We start from the raw sequence: 22,441 nt of genomic DNA on the forward strand, positions 1-22,441 counted from the left end.
CGTTCGAGCGGGGCGGCGACGTGCCGGAGAGGGCTATGGTGTGAGCCGGACAGTGTTGTTGCCAGGCCGTCAGAAAAGGGGAAGGCCGCCGCCCGCACCGTGATCTACGCGATTTCGTTGTCTCTTCGCCTACCAATCTTTGTTGTGAATCAGTGATGATGATGAGCCGCGATAATCTCCGTTTGCTCTTTCCGACTGCCGATGACGCGGCTTTGCACGAGGCCGCCATTCCGCCCATTGAACAGCGGAGTGTCCTGGTCAACGGCGAAATGCGGGACTGGACAGGGCCGGTCAAGAACGTTCTGTCTCCCGTGATGGTCCGCGGAAGTGATGGCGGGCTGAGGCAGATGCGGATCGGCAGCCATCCGTCCGGCGACGTCGCAGCAGCGATTGCCGCACTCGACGCCGCGGTCGCTGCATGCGACAGCGGGCGCGGCGCGTGGCCCACCATGCGTGTTTCTGAGCGCATCCTGGCGATGCAAAGATTTCTCGCCGGAATGTGTGCACGCCGCGCCGAAGTCACGCGGCTTATCATGTGGGAGATCGGCAAAACGCTTGCGGATTCGGAAAAGGAATTTGACCGCACAGTCGACTACGTACGGCAAACAATCGACGCGTTGCGCAATCTCGACAATGCCAACTCGCGGTTTGAAATCGTTGAAGGAGTGATTGCCCTGATACGCCGAACGCCACTTGGCGTTGTCCTCTGCATGGGGCCATACAACTATCCTCTGAACGAAACTTTCGCGACGCTCATTCCGGCCTTGATTATGGGCAATTGCGTCGTCTTCAAGCCGCCCCGACACGGCGTTCTCTTGTTCGAACCGCTGCTGGAGGTCTTCCGGACCGCGTTCCCGCCTGGAGTAGTCAACTTCGCCTACGGTGAAGGCGCCGAAATCGTCCCGACACTTCTTGAGACCGGCAAAATCAATGTCCTTACGCTAATCGGCGCGAGCCGAGTGGCCGACCATCTTAAAAAACTCCACCCCAAAACCAACCGCCTGCGCTCCATTCTCGGTCTCGACGCAAAGAACGCAGCGATCGTTATGCCTGATGCTGATATCGCACTCGCAGCAAAGGAATGTCTACTAGGCGCGCTCTCGTTCAATGGACAGCGCTGCACGGCTCTGAAGATGCTGCTCGTGCACCGTGATGTCGCCGATTCGTTCATATCGGCGCTACTGGCGGAGCTTGCCCAACTAAAAATTGGCATGCCCTGGGCACCAGACGTGACCCTGACGCCCTTGCCAAGTGTGGAGAAAGTAAACCAGATGACCGCGCTTCTGGATGACGCCGTAACGAAGGGCGCCCGTATTCTCAACGCCGGCGGGGGTACGACCGTAGGCACTCTATTCTATCCCGCAGTCGTCTATCCCGTCGGGCCGTCCATGCGGCTCTTTCGGGAGGAGCAGTTCGGCCCGCTCATCCCCATCTTGGATTTCGAGGACGTCGACCTCGCGCTTGATTACGTGGCGACCTCTGAACATGGCCAGCAGGTGAGCTTGTTCGCCCGCGACCCCGACGTGATCGGTCGCATGTCGGATGCCCTGGTCAATCAGGTTTGCCGCGTCAACTTGAACTGTCAATGTCAGCGTGGCCCGGACGTGTTTCCCTTCACGGGCAGGAAGGATGCAGCCGAAGGCACCCTGTCGGTCACAGATGCGCTACGTTCGTTTTCCATTCGATCCATGGTGGCCGCGAAGTATACGAGCCCATCGCGCAAGATTCTGAATACCATCGTCGAGGAACGCCATTCAAATTTCATTCACACTGGTTTCATCCTCTAACTGGGGGATCCAAGATGCGTCGTTCTCGTTTTGCCAAGATTGTAGCCACGGTGGGGCCCGCGACCGCCGCACCCGAGATGATCCGCTCTCTCTATCTTTCAGGTGTGGACACGTTCCGGCTCAATTTCAGTCACGGATCGCATGATGACCATGCGAGGGTTTTTGCCTCGATCCGGAGGCTTGAACGGGAGGTCGGCACGCCAATCGGCGTGCTGCAGGATCTGCAAGGACCGAAGCTTCGCATCGGCTTATTAGATGGCGGCAAGCTGATGCTGAATGCGGGCGAAACGGTTCGCTTTTCGCTCGACGGCGGAGGGGATGGAAAACAAACCATTCCCCTGCCTCATCCCGAAATCTTCGCAGCCGTCCATCCCGGCCAGGACGTCCTCATCGATGACGGCCGAGTGCGTCTGAGCGTTGCTTTTCCTGGCGACAAAGAGATCGTCGCGAGAGTTGTCGTGGGCGGCGTGATCCGTGACCACAAGGGAGTAAACCTCCCAGGTGCGCTGCTTGATATATCCCCCTTGACGCATAAGGATCGCGCCGACATCGCCTTCGGCCGCGAACTTGGCGTCGACTGGGTCGCTCTGTCGTTCGTTCAAAGGCCGGCGGACCTCCTCGAAGCACGTTTCCAGATCGGTGAAGCTGCAGGTCTTATCGCCAAGATCGAAACGCCCAGGGCGCTCGAAGGTATCGACGATATTATTGCCCTGTCGGACGGCATTATGGTCGCGCGTGGCGATCTTGGTGTCGAGATCCCGCTCGAGGAGGTGCCTCCGCGACAAAAGGAACTCGTTCGCGCCTGTCGGCTTGCCGCCAAGCCCGTGATCGTCGCAACGCAAATGCTGGATTCGATGACGGCTATGCCGACGCCGACGCGCGCAGAAGCGTCCGATGTCGCGACCGCCATCTACGATGGCGCCGACGCCGTCATGCTCTCTGCTGAATCGGCGAGCGGAGCCTATCCCATCGAGGCGGTTGTCATGATGGACAGAATCATCAAGAGCGCCGAGCGGCATCATCTCTATCGGTCGCTTGTCGACGCATCGCAGGTCGGTGAGGAAATCACGCCTCCTCACGCGGTTGCGGCCGCGGGGGCGGATCTGGCGGCCGCGATTGATGCGAGAGCGATCATCGGGTTCACCGCAAGCGGGACCACCGCCGCTCGTATCGCGCGTAGAAGGCCGCTGGTTCCGATTCTCGCTCTTACGCCAAACGAGAGGGTCGCGGGGCGCATGAGTTTGCTGTGGGGGGTACACAGCATCGTTGCAGCCGATCCCTCCAACTCCGACGCCGTCACACAAATAGCGGCGGCGATGGCGCGCAAGGAAGGCTACGCCGAGCCGGGTGATTTGGCGATCGTAATCTCCGGGGTGCCATTTGGACTGAGGGGCGCGACCAACAATCTCCGTGTTGCAGCTTGCTGAGGTCACATAATGCGAATCCGCTGGCAGGCCGGCTTGTCTGCTTCCTCCCTAGACTAAGCCGCTGTTGGAGAAATCCAGCAGCGGCGATCTTTTGAGGCGGCGATCTCAATGATCGATCGCCAGGAAGTTTCAAGCGCGACTCATCTCGTGTCTTTCCAACAGATGTCTTCGCCATGTCGGGTGGGTGTCTAATTTGACTATAGACGATGTGATGCCGAACTTGCGCGCGTTCCTGGTGCTCTGGGCGCAAGCCTTCAACGCGCACGACGTCGAGAAGCTGGCGGCCTTATACGCACTTGATGCCTCGCTCTACGGTACATCGAGCTCGAAGCTCTATTCGGGTGCTGAAGAGATTCGCACCTATTTCCGCGGTACGCATACAGTGGAAGTTGAGGCCTGGCGTTCTGCGAGATTGGCAGCCAACCTCGTTCTGGTGGTGGGCAATTATGTGTTTTCCCAATCTTTCACGGATCAGAGTGTGGCGATACCAGCTCGTTTCACCTTCGTGCTGAGCCACAAAGACGGTGCGTGGCAGATCTTGCATCACCATTCGTCCCGCAGCCCCTGATTACTCGATCTGAGGACTTTGCCAGTGCCGAGGATGTGTTGGAACAACACCTCCAAGCCGCTTTGCGCCATCGCATCGCCTAAGTAAACCTCCCGGCACCAAGTTCGACGCTGCATCGAGAGGCCACCGCAATCCGCGGCTCTTCCGCGAGTGTGGCCGGCTACCTGTTGCAGTGATCTTGGTCCGGATCGCGGCTAATCCGACACCTCTGGGATGTAAGCGCGCGAGCCGTATCTCGTCGCCAGCTGTTCGCCGTGTTAGTACACAAATGATCTGTCCGCCCAGTAGGACTGACAGTGAGCGCGCTGAATGCGCAATATTCCCGCATAAATTGCTTCTTTTTTCGGCGATTTTTGTAGGATGAATTACTCAAAATTACCCAGTTTTGAGCGTTGGCCCGATGACTCGGCCGCACCAAGCATATTTCCTTGAAATGTTAGTGACGAGCCACCGCAGAGCGGCCTCACACATACGAAATAGCCCGACCTCGAGGAGGAAAGCCCAGTGTCAATCGTCCCGCCCACACCAGCACAGTTGCGAGATGTCGCAGGGCAATGCGGTCTTTCACTTTCCGATGAAGACCTTGCCTCCTTTCGCGGCCTTATCAAGGGGGCGCTTGAAGCATACAACTATATCGACGCCGTTCCCGACGAGTTACCCGCGGTGAAGTATCCTCGTACGCCGGGCTATCAGCCGAGCGCCGAGGAGAACACGCACAACGCCTGGTATCGAAAGACGAGCGTGCTTGGGGCGCCGAGCGGGAAGCTCAAGGGAAAGACTGTCGCGCTGAAAGACAACATCATGCTCGCGGGGGTGCCGATGATGAACGGCTCTGCGACGCTCGAAGGATTTGTCCCGGATATCGATGCGACCATTGTCACCCGCATGCTGGACGCGGGTGCCGAAATTGCAGGCAAGGTGCATTGTGAATGCTTTTGCACATCCGGCGGCAGCCATACTGGTGCGCTCGGACCCGTGCACAATCCTCACAAGATGGGCTACTCCGCGGGCGGCTCGTCTTCGGGCTCCGGCGTTGTCGTTGCCCTTGGCGAAGTCGATATGGCGATCGGCGGCGACCAGGGCGGCTCAATACGCATGCCAGCGTCCTTTTGCGGAATCTACGGCATGAAGCCGACCTGGGGCCTAGTCCCCTATACCGGAATCATGCCCAATGAAATGACCTTGGATCACACCGGCCCCATGACCGCAACGGTCGCCGACAACGCATTGTTGCTGGAAGTGATCGCTGGAGACGACGGTTACGATCCGCGCATCAAGGCGCCGAAAGTCGAAGACTACACCAAAGCGCTTGGCCAAAGTATTGATGGATTGAAGATCGGCGTTCTGAAGGAGGGTTTTGAGCAACCCGGAGCGGAAGCCGCGGTCAACACAAGCGTTCGTGAAGCGGCCAAGCGCTTTAAAGATCTCGGCGCCTCGGTAGAGGTGGTTTCAGTGCCGATGCACCTCCAGGGAGCCGCAATCTGGACGCCGATCGGCACCGAGGGCGCGACACAGACCATGATGTTCGGCGACGGCTATGGTACCAGCCGATCAGACCTCTTTTCACTGTCACTCATGGACTTCCATCGCGGCTGGCGCCGGAAAGCGAATTCCCTGTCCGAGCAGGCGAAGCTGTTCCTGTTGCTCGGCACTTACATCAACAACAATTATGGGCCGCGATTTTACGGAAAGGCAGTCAACGTCTCTCGCCGCCTGAGGGCGGCATACGACAACACGCTTAGGGATTACGATCTCCTTCTGATGCCAACGACACCCATGAAGGCGACCCAGCTGCCTCCACTGGATGTAAGCCGGGAGGACTATATCGCGCGCGCGACTGAGATGTTCACCAATACCGCTCCGTTCAACTTCACGCACCATCCCGCTATGTCGCTGCCCTGCGGAACAGTGGATGGCCTGCCAGTGGGTTTGATGCTCGTTGGTCGTCACTTCGAGGAGGCGACCATCTATCGGGCTGCGCATGCTTTCGAGCAGATTGGCGACTGGAAAAAAATGTAGAAGTGACGGGACGAGTCACGCCGAAGCCGTTCCGCCATGGCCAACACCGCAACCGTTGATGTGACGATCGAAGTCGCACCTGCGAGCACGCGCTTAAGCGCGATAACTAGTCAATCTACTCGAGCCAGTCGCGATATCGGGAGATGACGGCAGGTGCAGGCGGACTGCGGACTCTTTTAGAGACGATCGATGTCTGAAGCGAGTAGAGGAGGGAAACTAATGCGCAACTTGTCTACCTACTTTTTTGCAACGGCCGCCCTGTTGGCGTCGTTTACAGTCGCAAGGGCCGAGGATGTCCTGTCCGAGGTCTCCACGCTGGAGAACGAGTATTTCAACAACTGGTCGCAAGGTGCCGAGCAGGCTGCAAAAGCGCTCGGCTTGAACTATCGCATTCTTTCAGGAAAGGGTGATGCCGCTAAGCAAATCGAAATCTACGAGGCTCAGTTCGCGGCCGGCGTCAAAATCACATTTGGCGAGAATCTCGTCGCAGCAAACATCAAACCGATCGTCGAGATGGCGAAAAAGGCAGGGGCAGTGCACGTTGCTGTCTGGGAATCTCTGCCCGGCTTTCATCCTTTGGATGCGGGGACCGACAACTATGCCTTCGCAACGTTCTTCACGCCGGACGACGTCGACAACAGCTACAGAATAGCAAAGCTGCTTTTTGACAAGATCGGCGGAAAAGGCAACGTCGTTCACATTACAGGCTTCCCCGGGGTCGATGCCGACCTCGCTAGAACAGCCGGTTTCGAAAAGGCCCTCACTGAATACCCCAACATCAAGGTCGTCGCCCGCCAGCCAGGAAAATGGAATCAGGTCGACTCGCGTAAGGTCATGGAAGACCTGCTGGTGGCGCACTCCAAAATCGACGCGGTTTTCGGTCAGAACGACTCGATTGCCCTGGGAGCCATGCAAGCCGTCGAAGACGCCGGCATGCACCTCCCGATCACAGGGCTTGACGGCAACCGCGAAACCCTGAAGCTGGTCAAGGAGGGCCGAATTCTTGCTACGATGGGCTTTACGCCACAGTGGCAGGCCGGCTTCGCACTTGTGCGGGCATACGACGTCTCCAAGGGGTTCAAGCCGAGTCCGTGCGAACGCATGATGTACACGGGGGCGACGCTGATTACGGCAGCGAATGTCGACAAATATCAGGAGTTTCTTGCAGGCGAAAAGCTGCCCTTTGACTGGAAGAAAATGTCGCGCGCGCTCCATCCCAATGATTGGGACCCTCAAAACTACGTCTGGCCGATCGACGTGAAGACCTATTGGGGAAGCCGTATGCCGTCCGGTTACAACCTTCCGAAGACCTATCAAGAAGCCTTCGACGCTGGTTGTGTGGGGAAGCTGATGGCGGAGTATAAGGACCACTACAAGCAGCGGATCCCGGAGTAAATGTGTCTGGATGCCTCCCTCCTTGAGGGAGGCATCCTTTGAAGAAAATGCTCAATCGGATCGCAAAATGTTGCAAGCATGGCAGGTCGGGCGTGGAGATGGCGAGCTATCGCGGCGCATCGTAACCATTTCGGTGTTTGCTGTTGCATGCGCAGCGATCGGCCTCGCAGCCCCTTCGTTCTTGACCGTGGGAAACCTGAGGGCAATTGAGCTATCCAGTTCTGTCCTCCTGGTTGCATCGGTCGGTGCGACCTTCGTGATTTTGATGGGCTCCATTGATCTGTCGATCGGAGCGATCGCGAGCTTCTGCGGGATGCTGGTCGCGCGGATGGCGCCGGACTTCGGTTTCTGGTCGATTCCTATCGTTTGTCTTGTCGGCCTGTCATGTGGTGTGATCAACGGGCTTGTCTACGTCTACCTCAGGATCCCCTCCATCCTGGTGACGCTTGCAACCGCAACGACTCTCTCGGGCGCCGTCCTCTTTATCTCTGATGGCCGTTCGCTGACGGTATCTGATGCCGCCGTGATCGACATCGCCCAGGGCGCATGGCTCCATGTGATCCCCAATGCGGTCTTGGTTTCCCTCATAATCTACCTCGCTGCAGTCCTCCTCGGCCTACGCACTCGTTTTGGCCGCATGACTCTTGCTCTCGGAAGCGATGAGCAAACAGCTGCCCTCGTCGGGGTCAAAGTAAATACCGTCAAAATACAGGCGTTCGCATTGTCGGGCCTTCTAGGAGGGTTTGCCGGAGCGCTGTTGGCCGCGCGTCTTGGGTCGGCCACGGCGACAATGGGCAGCTTCATGACCCTTGATACCATTACTGCGGTGGTTGTCGGCGGTACAGCCATCACCGGAGGATTCGGCAATGTGCGCCTGACGATCCTTGGGGTGCTTTTCACAACGACTCTTTCGAACGGTTTGAACACCCTCGCGTTGGCGCCTCATCTGCAAGCGATCATCCAGGGTGTCGTCATCCTGCTCGCTGTTCTCCTGAACACGAAGCGCGTGAACGCGGAGGACGTGAGATGAGGGAGGTCCGAAATCCGATTTTCAGGATGCGGAGCGGCTCCAAGAGCTTCAACGGCAATCTGGTCGTCGAAGGAGTTGATCTGGAGATATTTCCGAACGAGATCGTCGGCATCGCAGGCGAAAATGGGGCGGGGAAATCCACAACCCTCAAAATGATTGCCGGCATCCACCCCCCGAGCGGGGGCGAGATGGAGCTGTTTGGCAAGCGGTTCAAGCCGCTCCGTTATACCCAGGCCGTCGAGGCTGGGATTTCTATGGTCTTCCAGGAGCAGGCGCTTATCCCAAGCTTGGCGGTCTACGAAAATATCTTTCTGTCGCTGGAAACCAATTTTACTAACGGGCTGGCTATCGTCGATAGAAGTGCGATGATCGTTTTCAGCGAAAGGCATCTGAAGGACCTTGGTCTCGATCACATCGACCCGCGCCGACTCACGAGCGACTACGCTTTTCACGACCGGCAGATGATCGAGATCGCCAAAGCTTTCGCGTTGGCTGAGTATTTTCACATCGATCACCCGATCATCCTTCTTGACGAGCCGACGGCGGCGATCGGCGCGCGCGAAGTCAGGCTTCTCTTCGACTCGATCCGTCGATTCCGCGCGCGAGCGTCCTTCGTCCTGATCACTCACCGACTTTCCGAATATATCGAGCTATGTGACCGCATCTATGTCTTCAAAGACGGTCGGAACGTCGGTGAGTTTGCCGGAGAACGGATTTCCGAGCAGAACCTTCACATGGCGATGGTGGGACGAATTCGGAATGAGGAATACTTTAAGGAAAAGCGCCAATTGGACGTGGCCAACGCTCCTATTGTGATCTCGGCCAAAGGCCTTGGCGGCGACAGCGTCAAGAACGTCAGCTTCGACGTTCGCAAGGGCGAGATAGTCGGGATTGGCGGACTTGTGGGATGCGGTAAGGAGGCGGTTGGAAGGGCCGTTGTCGGATTTGATCCGTTTCCGCCAGCCGGCACCGTCGAGGTGAACGGCAAAGTCCTGCCTCTTCGGCGGCGTGGCAAGGCTGCGATCGCAAACGGCGTGGGATTCGTACCCAAGGAACGAAAGACCGAAGGCATCGTACCTTACATGTCAGTTGAAGCAAATATTTCCCTGGCTTCTCTGCCGCTGGTATCCCGGCTGACTGGCATCATATCGGCCGCGCGAGAACGGTCTTTGGCCGAGAAGCACGTCAATGGCTTGCGCATCCGATGCAGCGCACCGACGCAACTCTGCCAATTCCTCTCCGGGGGAAACCAACAGAAGGTGGTGTTGGCAAAATGGCTGGCGCGAGGCGTTCAGGCCCTCGTGCTCGACAACCCCACCCGTGGCGTCGATGTCGGCGCAAAAGAGGAAATCTATGGCGTCTTGCGGGATCTGACAGACCGGGGAGCGTCCATTCTTCTGATATCGGACGACCTGCTCGAACTCATCGGGTTATCAAACCGGATCCTCGTGATGCGCGATGGCGAAATCCAGTTCGAGCGGGACGCGCCTGCCAATGACAAACCGACGGAGCAGGAACTTGTCCGGCACATGGTCTGAGACAAAGACGCGTAGATCGAGATTGCGTCTCGAGGCTACAGTGGAGATCGCAAGGCAGTTTTGCAGCCGTCATCGCGCGATCATCAATCCAGGCGGTCCGGTGCTTCTGCTGTTGTTGATGATAATCGTCTTCACGGCCATTAATCCTCGCTTCCTGAGTTGGGTAAACCTTTTCAATCTGATGAGGCAATCGTCGATCCTTCTGATCGTGGCGACGGGCATCACCTTCGTTATCCTCATGGGATCAATCGATCTTTCCGTCGGCGCGATCGTGACATTCGTCGCGATCTCGTCGGCGGTTCTGATCCGGGATTTCGGGGTCGGCGCCGGTGCGATCGTCTTTGCGGCCGCGGCAATCGGGGCGCTTTGTGGTCTTCTCAACGCGATAGTGGTGCTGCGTCTGCGAATCCCGTCCTTTGTCGCCACACTCAGCACGATGACCGTTATTGGCGGCATTTCCACCTGGATCAGCGGCGGGGTGAATGTGTTTTTTCGTAGTCCGGATCTCACGTGGATTGCATCCGGGGCGATGATCGGACGGATTCCAAACTCCGGAATCCTAGCGCTCCTAATCTTCGCGGTGGCTTCTTTTGTCGGGGCGAGAAGCCATTTCGGGCGGTCTCTCTTTGCAATCGGCGGGGGAGGGGTAACTGCGCGGCTATCCGGCATTGATGTCCTTCGTACCAAAGCGATCGCCTTTATCGCATCCGGGGTGCTCTGCGGAATAGCGGGCTTGCTCCTTGTCGCACGAACGTCGACCGGAACCGCCCGGATGGGAGATGATCTGTTGCTTCAGGCAATCGCGGCTGTGGTTATGGGGGGAACGGCTCTTTCGGGTGGTTCGGGGGGTGTGCATCGAACATTGATTGGCGTGTTGGTGATCGCCGTACTTCAAAATGGTCTGAATATCGCAGGGGTGCATACATACATACAGATCATGGTAACGGGAGTTATCGTAATCTTGGCTGTGACGATCACGCTCGATCGATCACGGCTTGCCTTCATCAAGTAGAACAGGATCTATCGCGACGACGTTGAGCGAGCCGGCTTGGCGGCTCCTTTGTACAGGCTTGCACTGGGGTGTCATCTCTTGTAGAGGCGCGCGAGAGCATCTTGAATTGTGCCTATGGGCATCTCAAACGGCGACAACGGCTCCAAGTGCGTCGCGGACAGGCCGGTTCGTCACCTATAAAAAATGGATAGGGCTACTTTAACTAGACTGGGTGTCAATCCCCGACCGCCGATGGTCCCTCAGATCTGCTGGTTATACTCGCCGACTTCCGGATGCGTGCGCAGCACCGAATCCATCGCCTCGAACATGTCGCGCATGCGCTGCTCGCTGACCGGGCTTTCCACCACGACCACGAGCTCCGGCTTGTTCGAGGATGCTCGCACGAGGCCCCAGCTGCCGTCCTCCACCGTGACGCGCACGCCGTTGACGGTGACGAGATCGCGGATGTTCTGGCCCGCGACCTGCGCGCCGTTCTGCTGCAGCGTCTCGAAGTGCTTCACGACAGCGTCGACCACGCCGTACTTCGCCTCGTCGTCGCAATGCGGGGACATCGTCGGCGACGACCAGGTCTTCGGCAGCGCGTCCTTCAGGTCGGCCATCGACTTGCCGGGCGCACGGTCGAGCATCTCGCAGATCGCGATCGCCGACACCAGGCCGTCGTCATAGCCGCGGCCGAACGGCTTGTTGAAGAAGAAGTGGCCGGACTTCTCGAAGCCGGCGAGCGCGCCCGATTCGTTGGTGCGGCGCTTCATGTAGGAATGCCCGGTCTTCCAGTAGACCGTCTTCGCGCCCCGCTTCTGCAAGACGGGATCGGTCACGAACAGCCCGGTCGACTTCACGTCGACGACGAACTGCGCGTTGGCGTTGATCGCCGACATGTCGCGCGCCAGCATGACGCCGACCTTGTCGGCAAAGATCTCCTCGCCGGTGTTGTCGACCACGCCGCAGCGGTCGCCGTCGCCATCGAAGCCGAGACCGACATCGGCCTTGTGCGCCAGCACCGCATCGCGGATCGCGTGCAGCATCTCCATGTCTTCGGGATTCGGATTATATTTCGGGAAGGTGTGATCGAGCTCGGTGTCGAGCGGGATCACCTCGCAGCCGATCGCCTCCAGCACCTGCGGCGCGAACGCGCCCGCGGTGCCGTTGCCGCAGGCGGCCACCACCTTCAGCCTGCGCGTCAGCTTCGGCCGGTTGGTGAGGTCGGCGATGTAGCGCGCCGGATAATTCTCGTGGAACTGGTAGGAGCCGCCGGCCTTGTTGTCGAACGCGGCGTTGAGCACGATCTCCTTCAGCCGCGTCATCTCGTCGGGACCGAAAGTGAGCGGACGGTTGGCGCCCATCTTGACGCCGGTCCAGCCATTGTCGTTGTGCGAGGCGGTGACCATCGCGACGCAGGGCACGTCGAGATCGAACTGCGCGAAATAGGCCATCGGCGTCACCGCGAGCCCGATATCGTGCACCTTGCAGCCCGACGCCATCAGGCCCGAGATCAGCGCGTATTTGATCGATGCGGAATAGCCGCGGAAGTCGTGACCGGTGACGATCTCCTGTTTGACGCCGAGCTCCGCGATCAGCGCGCCGAGCCCCATGCCCAGCGCCTGCACGCCCATCAGGTTGATCTCCTTGTTGAACAGCCAGCGCGCGTCATATTCGCGAAACCCGGTCGGCTTCACCATCGGCTCGGATTCGAAGGCATAGGTGTTGGGGACCAGCGCGGATTTCGGCTTGGGAAACATCGAGACTATCTCGTCAACAGTCGGAAACGAAATGCGGCGGAGAGCTGAAATGCAATCGCTAGCAAAAGGCAGCCGGCAGCATCGGGACGAATTGGCGGAGAGTCACAGCAACCGGGACAATAGAGAGACCAGTTCGGCTTGTCGCCTTGTCCCCGTTCGCAGAAAGACCGCCTTGAGATGGTTGCGCGCCGTCCCTGACGAAATCTTCATATCGAGCGCGATTTCTTCCAGCGACTTTCCTTCCACCAAAAGCGACGAGACACGCGCCTGGGCGGGAGTCAATCCAAAGATTTCCATCACAGAAGTCTGTGAAATGCGAGGTATCTCATTCAAATCCGTGAGAATAAGAACAGCGCCCCCCTCGGTCAATGAATTCTCGCTTTCATCTTGCCACCGCTGCACGATGGCATCGATAACAATCGGCCGCCGTTGACTCCTGGTGACCATTGTTTGCAAGTTGGCGCGCCCCAGTTTGCCAGTCAAAAAGCGAATCTGAGTGATCAGCCGGTCCAATCTAACCCGCGACTGGGGATCCGCTGCGAATAGGCGCTTGCCTTTGACCGAGAGGTCATCATCGAAAATCTTCGAGGCATTGTCATTGACAGCTACGACAAAGCCGTTCCGATCCATCAAAAGTGCAGCCTGCCCTAATAGATCAAGCACATCAATCATGCCGGGCCGTACCCCACGAGCGATGCGCAGTTCACTCGGGCAAAATACAATTTCCCTTGGACCGGCCCCCGTTCCTTCTTCACCCTTAAGCAGCATAGGGAATGATCAAAAGAATGTTTGCCACAACCAGCTCTAAAAACTGTTCGCCAGTCCCAACTTATGGCTGCGAGAGTTGCAGCTGGCCAGTCCCATTTGAGATATGTCTCAAAGAAATTCCGAGTGGTTTCAAATTGCGCGCGGACATAGCCGCACTCGAGACATCAAATCGTAAGCTGCTGGCTGCGTCCTCTCATTCAAGCGTCTCACGTAGCGCTCGGACATGGTGTCAAAACTGCCGATCCGATCTTCTTCACGGCGACAGAAGCACGCCGAGTTGTGATCAGTCGCGCGCATATCGGGCGAATTATCCCGCTTTAGCGCTGAACTTCGTCGTGAAGGTAGTTCGGTCAAAAGGCGCCCGTTCAAATCAGGACCGAGGCGTCTCACGCAGCACGCTTTGGCGCTCGCGGTGCGCAGCTCGGTCCCCAAGCAAACGCCGGAAGCGGTGAATCCGATTGCGATACGTGCATAGCGGCCAACGTTTCGCTGGCGCGTTTGGCATTCGGAAAGAGCATGCTCTCCGAAGCAAGTCAAACCAGTTTCCCGTCCGGCGTGCGTTTCCGTACGGGACGTACCAACAATTTGACTGACCGGCCGAAGATCTGAGCAAATCGCCACAGGCGAATCTGTTCAAAAGCGTCCGGGCGTCGCAAACTTGACGCCAATGCCCTTCATCGCGCCCTGCAGGCTGTCTCCCCGCCTAGTGTGATTTCGGTCCGTACGTTCGGCGTGCGAGCCGGTGTCTGCCGCAAGGCGAGGGCGGGTTCATCGCGCTAAAGCGAAATCGTTTCCTGTTGCTACGAGCGCCAGATCGCCGCCTGTCGTTCAGTCGAGCAGAACGCTGCCCTGCAGATGCCCCCCTGAGCCAAAGACTTGTCGCGGTTGACCTTCGAGTGGAGTGGCCGTGGGCGGCCTGAATCGCTGCGTGGCTCGCGAGCCGCATTTGGACCAGCGGCATCCGTCTCGGCCTCACCGAGAATGTCCGACAGAGCCACAGCAGTCTTTCCTGCTTCGTGGACGGTCGGCAGCTAGTTGCCTTCGATCGGCGCCAACGCTCCGGCACGCTCGTTCTTCCAAGGGATGCTCAATCGGCGATGCCAATTGGCGCCGGCCAGCACCATTTCTACTTTGCCTATCTCATTTGGGACTCGTTGTTCCGCCTTCGAGTTGGATATTGGTCGCTCATTCGTCGTTGCCGACGCGGCACGGGCATTTTTGATCTGCGACGTGGGCGTAACAAATGATACTTGGGGCGCCTCCAATCCAGTGACGCAAACTCGACAGCGCGCCTCGCAGGCCATTCTCCGCAGTCTCGTATGAGCGCGTCTCATAATTGGGGGGCAAAGTGTGAGTAAGCACGAAATCGAATGAGGATTCTTCATCTATATAAGACGCATCTTCCAGATACATATGGCGGAGTGCCGCAATTCATTGATCAGCTTGCGCGAGGTGTTGCTCAGCGCGGACATTCCGTAGACGTTCTTTTTCCAAGTCGCCAGAAGTCTTTGCATCCCACAAAGATTGCCAATTACACAACGCATCCGGTGCGGCTGCATCTTGAGCTGGCGTCAACAAGCATTTCGCTTTCTGTATTCAAGAAGTTTGCGCAACTGGCCGAGCATGCGGATATCATCCATTATCACTTTCCCTGGCCGCTCATGGACGTCGTTCATCTGAGCTCTCTCGCAGCCAAGCCATCGATGGTTACATATCATTCAGATGTTGTCCGTCAACGCGGCTGGCTTCCGCTTTACCGTCCATTGATGAAACGCTTTCTAAAAAGCGTCGACCGCATTGTTGCGACGTCACCGAATTATTGTGCGTCCAGCGAGATCTTGCAGAGATACGCATCAAAGACGTGCGCAATTCCCATCGGACTCGATCAGTCAACCTATCCGAAGCCATCTGTCGATATCCTTAGCAAATGGCGATTTCGCGTCGGCCATAAATTTTTGCTCTTTGTAGGAGGCCTGCGATACTACAAAGGCCTTCACATTCTCTTGGAGGCAGTAAACGGAACCGATATTCCTGTCGTCATTGTGGGAACGGGTCCCGTCGAACGTAACCTGCATAGGCAAGTCAAAAGACGCGGGCTATCGAGCGTCAAACTGCTCGGTGAGCTTCCAGATGAAGACAAAGCTGCCCTTTTAACGCTTTGCTCTGCTCTCGTGTTCCCATCTCACCTTCGAGCTGAGGCGTTCGGGATATCGCTGTTGGAGGGAGCTATGTTTGGGAAACCGATGATATCGGCAGAAATCGGCACTGGAACGACATTCATCAATGTCGATCAGCAAACGGGACTAGTCGTGCCGCCATCCGATGCAGATGCCTTAAGAAGGGCAATGAAATATCTGATTGAGCATCCAGCCATTGCAACGAAAATGGGACAAAATGCGCGCCGGAGATACGAGGAGTTGTTCACGGCTGATCTCATGGTGCAAAGATATCTTGATCTCTACGAAGAGATGCTTCGCGACTCGTCGGGACCAGAAAGACATTAAGAAACGTAGAGTCCGTTGAACACATGACCAACGCGCGGCTTGTAATCGCTTACCCGCGGCTGCCGAAAGTGGCTAGGAGTGCCTTCCACCAAATGGCATAGGGCTGCACGATCCACCACTTCATTGGCAAGCGACCATGGTGACGGCGGACAACACCAATCGCTTCAGCATAGTGAGCCGCGCGGTTGTTGCGTGTTTTTGTATCCGCGTGCAGCCGGTTCACTGCCAGGACACGAGGGACATGGATGAACGGACCGAAGCTCCGATAGAGCCGCCACCATAGATCATAATCGAGCGCAAAATGCAGGGTCGGATCGAGCCCGCCCACTGCCTCCCAGGCGGCTCGTCGGATTAGTGTGGCTGGCTGCGAGATGATGCAGCGCAGTCTTAAGCCCTTCTCGCTAAATGGCTGCACCCACACAGCGCTCGTATTGCCCTTTGAGGTCATGTTCAAAGCGTTTCCGTAGGCGGCTGGCGCAGCCGGATTGTTCTCCAGCGCGTTAACGAGTGCGCGCAAGCTGCCGGGCTCCAACTTGTCGTCGCTGTTCAACCAACTGATGTACGGGGCGGTGCCGAGTTTAGCACCTTCGTTGATCGCTGAACCCTGTCCACCGTCAGGACCACTACGCCAAAACGCCAGACGGTGGCTCCAACGTTTTAGAATGACAAGGGACGTGTCGGTCGAGCCGCCATCCATCACGATGATCTCGGTAGCAACATCCTGACGGGCGATGGATTGCAGTGCCTCTTCGAGGAAACGGCCCTGGTTAAACGAGGGGATTACCACGGTAACGAGAGGCTGTGCTCGCGCCACCGCAGCGTCGGGGTTGTGTTCTGGCGCGAGCGGGTCGCTTTTCGCGTTCATCTCCGAGGTTCCAGATAGTTGGGCGGGAGGGTCATCCAATTGAGCGGGCTATGTCGGAGTCGGCGGTCTCAAGCGCGCCTGTAATCGTCCTCCGTGCGGATGATGTCATCCTCCCCCAAGTAGCTGCCGGTCTGCACCTCGATCAGCTCCAGCGGAATTTTGCCGGGGTTCGCCATGCGATGGACGGCTCCGATCGGGACATAGATTGATTCATTCTCGTGGACGAGGGTCTCCGTCTCGTTGATGGTAACCAGCGCGATCCCCCGAACCACAACCCAATGCTCGGAGCGATGATGGTGCTTCTGTCTCGACAGGCGCCCGCCTGGCTTAACCACGATCCGTTTGACCTGATGTCGGTCGCCGATATCCAGTGACTGATATGAGCCCCAGGGGCGATCGACTCTGAGGTGGTCCTCAGCAAGCTTCGGCGCCGTTTTCCGTAGCGTGCTCATAAGGCGCTTCATGGCACCCGGCTGGCGGTTGCGGGACACGAGAACGGCGTCCTCGGTCGCCACGACCACAATGTCTTCGACCCCCTCGATCGCCACCAGCGCCTTTTCGCTAGCGACCGTGCAGTTTCGCGCGTCCTCGAAAATTGCCGCACCTCTTGTGACGTTGCCGTGCGGGTCTTTCGGCGACAACTCCCAGACAGCGCGCCACGAACCAACGTCCGACCAGCCACAATCGACCTCAACGACGGCTGCGCGCGAGGTTTTTTCCATGACAGCATAGTCTATGGAAATGGGCCGCGCGCACTCGAAGGATGTTCGATCGAGCGCTATGAAGCCGAGATCGGACGTTGCAATTCCGACTGCCGACGTAACGGCTGCAACGGTTTCACGATCGGAGAGAGCGTACTCGGCCAGGAGCGTGCCCGCCCGGAATAGAAAATTTCCGGAGTTCCACAGATACCCTTCTGCAATATATTTGGCCGCAAGGTCCGGGTTCGGCTTCTCAACGAACCTGGCGGCAGCCCTCACGTCGCCGGCGATCGTCTCACCCGGCTGGATATAGCCGCACTCCGTCGAGGGGCCATCTGGCAAAACACCAAAAGTGACGATGAACTCGTTGCGCGCTGCTTCAATTCCACTGCGGCAAGCAGCCTCAAAAGCGGAGGGATCTTGCACGATATGGTCGGCTGCAAGGGCCAGGACGACAGCCTCTTCATTTCGCGTTCGGGCGAATGCCGCGCCTGCAGCAATTGCCGGTCCGGAGTCGCGGCGCGTAGGCTCGAGCAGCACGTCGGCCTCAAGGCCAATTTCGGCAAGTTGCTCGCGTACGATGAAGCGGTAGGCTGCATTGGTGATGACAATTGGTTTGTCGAACAACGAAGCATCTGCCACCCGCTTCATCGCCTCCTGGAACGAGGATTGATCGCCGAAGAGGCGAAGGAACTGCTTCGGTCGACCATCGCGCGAAGCCGGCCATAGACGGGTTCCCGCGCCGCCGCACATAACCAGCGGCACAATCAATTTGCTCATCGCTCGTCTCTTTCTCTTTAATCACCACGTGTCGTACAACCCGAGAGTGGGGCGGCTCATAGTATCCAATCGAACGCCACCCGGGACGGATGACGCCGGCGCAGTGTTTGGTCGCCCCACAGGGAACTCGTCTCCGAAGCAGCACAGCTTCTTCGACCGGCATCACGACGCGTACCGGCGGCCTGCGCGGCTCGACGCCGGCCAGCTCACGTATGTCATGCATGCATCTTTCCGCCGAAGTGGTGCTCGTGGCCGATCCCGGCATTCAATACTTAGAATTGCGCGTCTGATTTACGCCCCTGCTCGACCCACAATCAACGTGGATGCAACGTTTAGCTGCAACGAAACGCGCGAACAGTCCCATTTGGGATATGGCTGAGTGGATTTTCTTTAGGTAGGTGAAGGGGAGTTTTCGAGACGCGATCGGCGGGCGCACTATTTGCCAGCTGCGATCATTACGCATGTGCGGACGATGTCCCTAGAATTCTTCACCCACGACCCATATCAGCGGCATAACCGGCGGCGGCAAGAGCATCTCGCGAGCTTGATGCTGCCGATCGCGGGACGCACAGTGCTGGAGCTCGGTGCCGGAATCGGCGATCACACGAGTTTCTTCGTTGATCGCGGCTGCAGCGTGACCGCAACAGATGCGCGAGAGGACAATCTCGTGCATCTACGTGCGCGGTTCCCTTCGATTGTTGCGCGTGTCGTGAACGTCGAAGAAGACCTTCCAGCGGACTTGGCCCCGCACGATATCGTCTACGCGTATGGTCTCTTGTACCACCTTTCTGATCCGGTATCGGCCTTGACGCGGATTGCGTCAGTGACCAGGGACTTGCTGCTCCTCGAAACCTGCGTCTCCTTTGGAACTGACGAGGCGATCAACAAGGTCGCTGAGGCTCGGAACGATCCGACGCAGGCCGCTAGCGGGCGAGGCTGCCGACCGACACGGTCTTTGATATTCAATTCTTTGGGACGACTGTTTCCGCATGTATACGTGCCGCGCACGCAGCCATGGCACGACGAGTTTCCGACCCATTGGCTTGAGCAAGCACCTAGCAATGCAACAAGCTTGTATCGAAGCATATTCGTGGCGTCTCGCGCGCCGTTAAAGAGCGAACTGCTTGCGGATCACCTGCTCGACATCCAGGCCAAGGAATAGCGACATGGCGCAGACCTTATGGCTTGGACTCATGCTGACCCGGAGGGACTTGTCCCAGCGCTACCGTGGCACGGTGTTGGGTCTCCTTTGGCCGTTTCTCTATGCCGGTCTCCTGCTGGCAATGTTTACGTTTGTATTCTCGCTCGTGCTGAAGGTTCGCTGGTCGCCAGGCGAGGGGGGGCGCCCGAATGAGGGCGCGTTGATGATCTTTGCAGGATTGGTGCCGTATCTGTTTATTGCAGAAGTCATGACGCGTTCTGCGTCATCAATCACCACTGCGCCGAACCTTGTGAAGCGGGTACGCTTCCCGCTGGCACTGCTTCCGACGGTGGTCGTGAACAGTGCGCTCGTTCTGGCAGCAATCAACGCGCTGATACTCATCACTGCCGTTGGCATTCTCTGGCAGGATGTACCAGTTACCGTTCTGATGTTGCCGCTGATATTCCTGCCATTGGCGGCATTTGGTCTCGGGGTGGCGTTCCTTTTGGGCACGCTTGGCGTGTTCTTTCGCGACCTATCGCAGCTTAGCCCGCTTTTGGCGCAACTGCTGATGTTTCTGGCGCCGGTCTGTTACCCCGCCTCGGCCGTCCCGGAGGCCTTCACGACGGTGGTCGAACTAAACCCAGTCACATGGTTTGTGACCCAGATCAGAAAGCTGGTCCTTGACGGTGAGGTGGTCGCGCTCGGCGACTGGGCAAGCCACTCGTTTTTTTGTGTCCTCTTTGCGTTTGCGACGTTCGCGTTCTTCCAGCGAACCAGGCGCTCATTCGCGGATCTGCTATGACGACCGCAACGCCTGATCCGCGACAGGACTATCTCACAGCGCTCGCTGAGCTGTTCAGTGCTTTCATTGAGAACTACATGGTCGTGGATGTCGGTGCGCACGGCACGGGAGAAGCTGACGTTTACGCACGAGCCCTTGCAGGGAAGGGGGCGTTAGTCATCGGTTTCGAACCCAATGCCGCCGAGTGCGCGCGCCTCAATGAGATCTGGTCGGGCGATCGCTGCTTTTTCCCATATGCCATTGGCAATGGCGCGCGAGCGACGTTCCATCGCTGTCGAGCACCTCTCACTTCATCCTTGATGCGACCGAATCCAGAGTTGCTGCCTCACTATGAAGGGCTGCCGGAGATGTGCGAGGTCACTGAAGAAAGCCCGATCGACACCGTTCGTTTGGACGAGATCGAGGAAGTTGGTACGGTCGATTTCCTGAAGATCGACATCCAGGGCGGGACGCTTCTAGCCTTACAGAATGCCGAGCAGCTGCTTTACAGGACGCTTGTTGTCCACGCCGAAACCGAGTTTGCACAAGTGTATCAAGACGAAGCGTTGTTCTCCGAATGCGAGATGTTTTTGCGGCGTCGGGGATTTATGTTCCATCACTTTCATAACCTCGATGGCCGGCGAATGATGCATGGCGGTCACGCCGTGGGGCGAGCACCTTCGCAGGCGCTTTGGGCAGACGCGGTCTTTGTCCCGTCGCTGCGACGGCTAGAGCGACTATCGAATCGCGAGTTGGTGCGCCTGGCCTGGACGATGGAAGCCGTTTACGGTGCTTCCGACATGGCGATGGCGTGCCTGAGGCGCTGTCGAGAGTCTGAGGCCGCTGGCATCGACCAGAGATTTGGGGCTTTGCTGGCTGCTCACGGGCTGCTGCAATGAATATCCGCGCAGACGTTACCGCGACGCAAGCAGGTAATTCTGACAGCCCGCCCATCGTGCAGGTGCGCTGCATCAGTAAGCGGTATGCGCTCCATCGCGGTCCCGGACACTTGCTGGCGAAGGCGCTGCTGGGGCCGCTGCTCAAGGAGCCGCCGAGCTACACAGCGCTGGAGGACGTAAGCTTCGACCTCATGCCCGGCGATGCGCTGGCCATTATTGGTCGCAATGGCGCGGGCAAGAGCACCCTGCTCCAGATTATCGCGGGCGTGCTTAAGCCGTCGGTCGGTTCGGTGGAGGCAAAGGGCCGTATCGCCGGCTTGCTCGAACTCGGCAGTGGTTTCAATCCTGAATTTTCCGGTCGTGAGAATGTATTCCTCAACGGCGCGATACTGGGTTTAACCGAGCGTCAGGTACGCGAACGAATTGAAGACATAATTGCGTTCGCCGAGATCGGCGAGTACATCGACCGGCCCGTGAAGACATACTCTAGCGGGATGTTCTTGCGCCTTGCGTTCAGCGTCGCAATACACGCAGAGCCAGAACTGCTGCTTGTCGACGAAGCACTTGCCGTTGGCGACGTGTTCTTTCAGCAGAAATGCTATTCGCGATTAAACGAGCTTCGCAAGCAGGGAATGACGGTCCTTCTCGTTACCCACTCGATGGCGGACGCCGCCGAGTTCTGTAATCGGGGCATCGTTCTTTCCCAAGGGCGCAAGGTATTCGAGGGGCGCGGAAAGGAAGCGGTGGAATACTACTTCCACCACGAATTCGGGACCCCAACCGGCGGACGGAGAGCCAAGACCGGTGTCGTTGAGGCGGGAGATGCATCCGTCGCTGGCCGCCCCACTCATCAGCCGAACCAAGAGTGGGATCCGTTCGAATCCAACCCTGACGCCACGCTCGACCTCAGCACTGTAAAGCAGTTTGGCGTGCCCTCGGTTAAGGCGCGAAGGGCCGTGATTACGGATCGCGACGGAAAAGCACGTCGCGTGTTTCAGCAAGGTGAGTGGCTACGGATGTACGTGGAATTTCACGTAGATCAACCGGTCCAAGTACCACTGGTTGGTGTTCAGTTGATCAACGCGAAAGGCATCCTCGTTCATGGCCGCAACTCGTTGCAATTCGATGCGGTCCCGCCCTCCGTCGAGCGTGGAGGGACGGCGCTACGGTGCATGCATGAGATCAGACTGGATATCGACGCCGGCGAGTATACGCTAGAGTCAGGGCTTGCCGATTTGCCAAAGGCAATATTCGACCGCCGCCAAGCGTGCGCGCCGTCGGAGATAGCGCCTCACATTCAGTTGCTATCGCATATCAGCAGAATTGTGGCGATCTCGGTGATCTATCGCCATCGGCGCAGTCCCTGTTTGTTTAGCCACTACGGTGTCGCCGATTTGCCCAGCGAGCAGCATCTATCCCTCGTGCCCGAGGCCTCGCGCCTCTGAAAGCCTGTCCTCGTCGCACAATGATCTCTTACTCACAAA

General features: G+C 57.8%; 17 protein-coding genes. 13 read left to right on the top strand and 4 right to left on the bottom strand.

Annotated features, from left to right (window positions below):
• The first annotated feature begins 155 nt into the window (after positions 1-155).
• The 8 genes from ACVIGB_RS01470 (at position 156) to ACVIGB_RS01505 (ending at position 10,776) form a co-directional block, all read left to right on the top strand.
• Complete coding sequence (locus ACVIGB_RS01470) at positions 156-1,787, top strand: NADP-dependent glyceraldehyde-3-phosphate dehydrogenase (RefSeq protein ID WP_456717429.1); 1,632 nt, start codon at positions 156-158, stop codon at positions 1,785-1,787.
• Between the two features lie 14 nt (positions 1,788-1,801).
• Positions 1,802-3,214 carry a pyruvate kinase gene (pyk, locus tag ACVIGB_RS01475; protein WP_456717428.1) on the top strand — a complete coding sequence of 471 codons (1,413 nt, stop codon included), beginning with the start codon at positions 1,802-1,804 and terminating at the stop codon, positions 3,212-3,214.
• A 211-nt stretch (positions 3,215-3,425) separates the two neighbouring features.
• Positions 3,426-3,782, top strand: coding sequence for a nuclear transport factor 2 family protein (locus ACVIGB_RS01480; RefSeq protein ID WP_456717427.1), 357 nt, complete (start codon positions 3,426-3,428; stop codon positions 3,780-3,782).
• Positions 3,783-4,286: 504 nt separating this feature from the next.
• Complete coding sequence (locus ACVIGB_RS01485) at positions 4,287-5,801, top strand: amidase (RefSeq protein WP_456717426.1); 1,515 nt, start codon at positions 4,287-4,289, stop codon at positions 5,799-5,801.
• Between the two features lie 219 nt (positions 5,802-6,020).
• Positions 6,021-7,196, top strand: a complete 1,176-nt coding sequence (locus ACVIGB_RS01490; RefSeq protein WP_456717425.1) for a sugar ABC transporter substrate-binding protein — start codon at positions 6,021-6,023, stop codon at positions 7,194-7,196.
• A gap of 67 nt (positions 7,197-7,263) precedes the next feature.
• Positions 7,264-8,226, top strand: a complete 963-nt coding sequence (locus ACVIGB_RS01495; protein WP_456717424.1) for an ABC transporter permease — start codon at positions 7,264-7,266, stop codon at positions 8,224-8,226.
• Complete coding sequence (locus ACVIGB_RS01500; RefSeq protein WP_456717423.1) at positions 8,223-9,764, top strand: sugar ABC transporter ATP-binding protein; 1,542 nt, start codon at positions 8,223-8,225, stop codon at positions 9,762-9,764. The genes ACVIGB_RS01495 and ACVIGB_RS01500 overlap by 4 nt, the downstream gene beginning before the upstream one ends.
• 40 nt (positions 9,765-9,804) lie before the next feature.
• Positions 9,805-10,776 (top strand): ABC transporter permease, encoded by a 972-nt coding sequence (locus ACVIGB_RS01505; protein WP_456717422.1) that lies wholly within the window; start codon positions 9,805-9,807, stop codon positions 10,774-10,776.
• 239 nt (positions 10,777-11,015) lie between these two features.
• Here the strand turns inward: ACVIGB_RS01505 and ACVIGB_RS01510 are convergent, their stop codons facing one another.
• Positions 11,016-12,515 (bottom strand): phosphomannomutase/phosphoglucomutase, encoded by a 1,500-nt coding sequence (locus tag ACVIGB_RS01510; RefSeq protein WP_456717421.1) that lies wholly within the window; start codon positions 12,513-12,515, stop codon positions 11,016-11,018.
• A 102-nt stretch (positions 12,516-12,617) separates the two neighbouring features.
• Positions 12,618-13,283 carry a helix-turn-helix transcriptional regulator gene (locus ACVIGB_RS01515; protein WP_456717420.1) on the bottom strand — a complete coding sequence of 222 codons (666 nt, stop codon included), beginning with the start codon at positions 13,281-13,283 and terminating at the stop codon, positions 12,618-12,620.
• A 1,370-nt stretch (positions 13,284-14,653) separates the two neighbouring features.
• Between ACVIGB_RS01515 and ACVIGB_RS01520 the strand changes: the two genes are divergently transcribed.
• On the top strand, positions 14,654-15,787 hold the full coding sequence (locus ACVIGB_RS01520) for a glycosyltransferase (RefSeq protein WP_456717419.1): 1,134 nt from the start codon (positions 14,654-14,656) through the stop codon (positions 15,785-15,787).
• A 49-nt stretch (positions 15,788-15,836) separates the two neighbouring features.
• On the opposite strand, the gene ACVIGB_RS01525 is transcribed toward ACVIGB_RS01520, so the two are convergent.
• A complete protein-coding gene (locus ACVIGB_RS01525) occupies positions 15,837-16,652 on the bottom strand; it encodes a glycosyltransferase family 2 protein (protein WP_456717418.1) in 816 nt (271 codons plus the stop codon).
• 68 nt (positions 16,653-16,720) lie between these two features.
• On the bottom strand, positions 16,721-18,133 hold the full coding sequence (locus tag ACVIGB_RS01530) for a mannose-1-phosphate guanylyltransferase/mannose-6-phosphate isomerase (protein ID WP_456717417.1): 1,413 nt from the start codon (positions 18,131-18,133) through the stop codon (positions 16,721-16,723).
• Between the two features lie 472 nt (positions 18,134-18,605).
• Between ACVIGB_RS01530 and ACVIGB_RS01535 the strand changes: the two genes are divergently transcribed.
• From ACVIGB_RS01535 to ACVIGB_RS01550, 4 genes are read left to right on the top strand one after another with little or no spacing between them, the layout of a single operon-like run.
• Positions 18,606-19,295 (top strand): class I SAM-dependent methyltransferase, encoded by a 690-nt coding sequence (locus ACVIGB_RS01535; protein WP_456717416.1) that lies wholly within the window; start codon positions 18,606-18,608, stop codon positions 19,293-19,295.
• A 4-nt stretch (positions 19,296-19,299) separates the two neighbouring features.
• Positions 19,300-20,079 (top strand): ABC transporter permease, encoded by a 780-nt coding sequence (locus ACVIGB_RS01540; protein WP_456717415.1) that lies wholly within the window; start codon positions 19,300-19,302, stop codon positions 20,077-20,079.
• Entirely contained in the window at positions 20,076-20,957 is an 882-nt protein-coding gene (locus ACVIGB_RS01545) for an FkbM family methyltransferase (protein ID WP_456717414.1), read from the top strand. Before ACVIGB_RS01540 ends, ACVIGB_RS01545 begins: the two co-directional genes overlap by 4 nt.
• The gene (locus ACVIGB_RS01550) at positions 20,954-22,402 is read left to right on the top strand and encodes an ABC transporter ATP-binding protein (protein ID WP_456717413.1); all 1,449 of its coding nucleotides are present in this window, start codon (positions 20,954-20,956) and stop codon (positions 22,400-22,402) included. Before ACVIGB_RS01545 ends, ACVIGB_RS01550 begins: the two co-directional genes overlap by 4 nt.
• The last annotated feature ends 39 nt before the right edge of the window (positions 22,403-22,441 follow it).

This window comes from Bradyrhizobium sp. USDA 4341 (genome assembly GCF_054063755.1).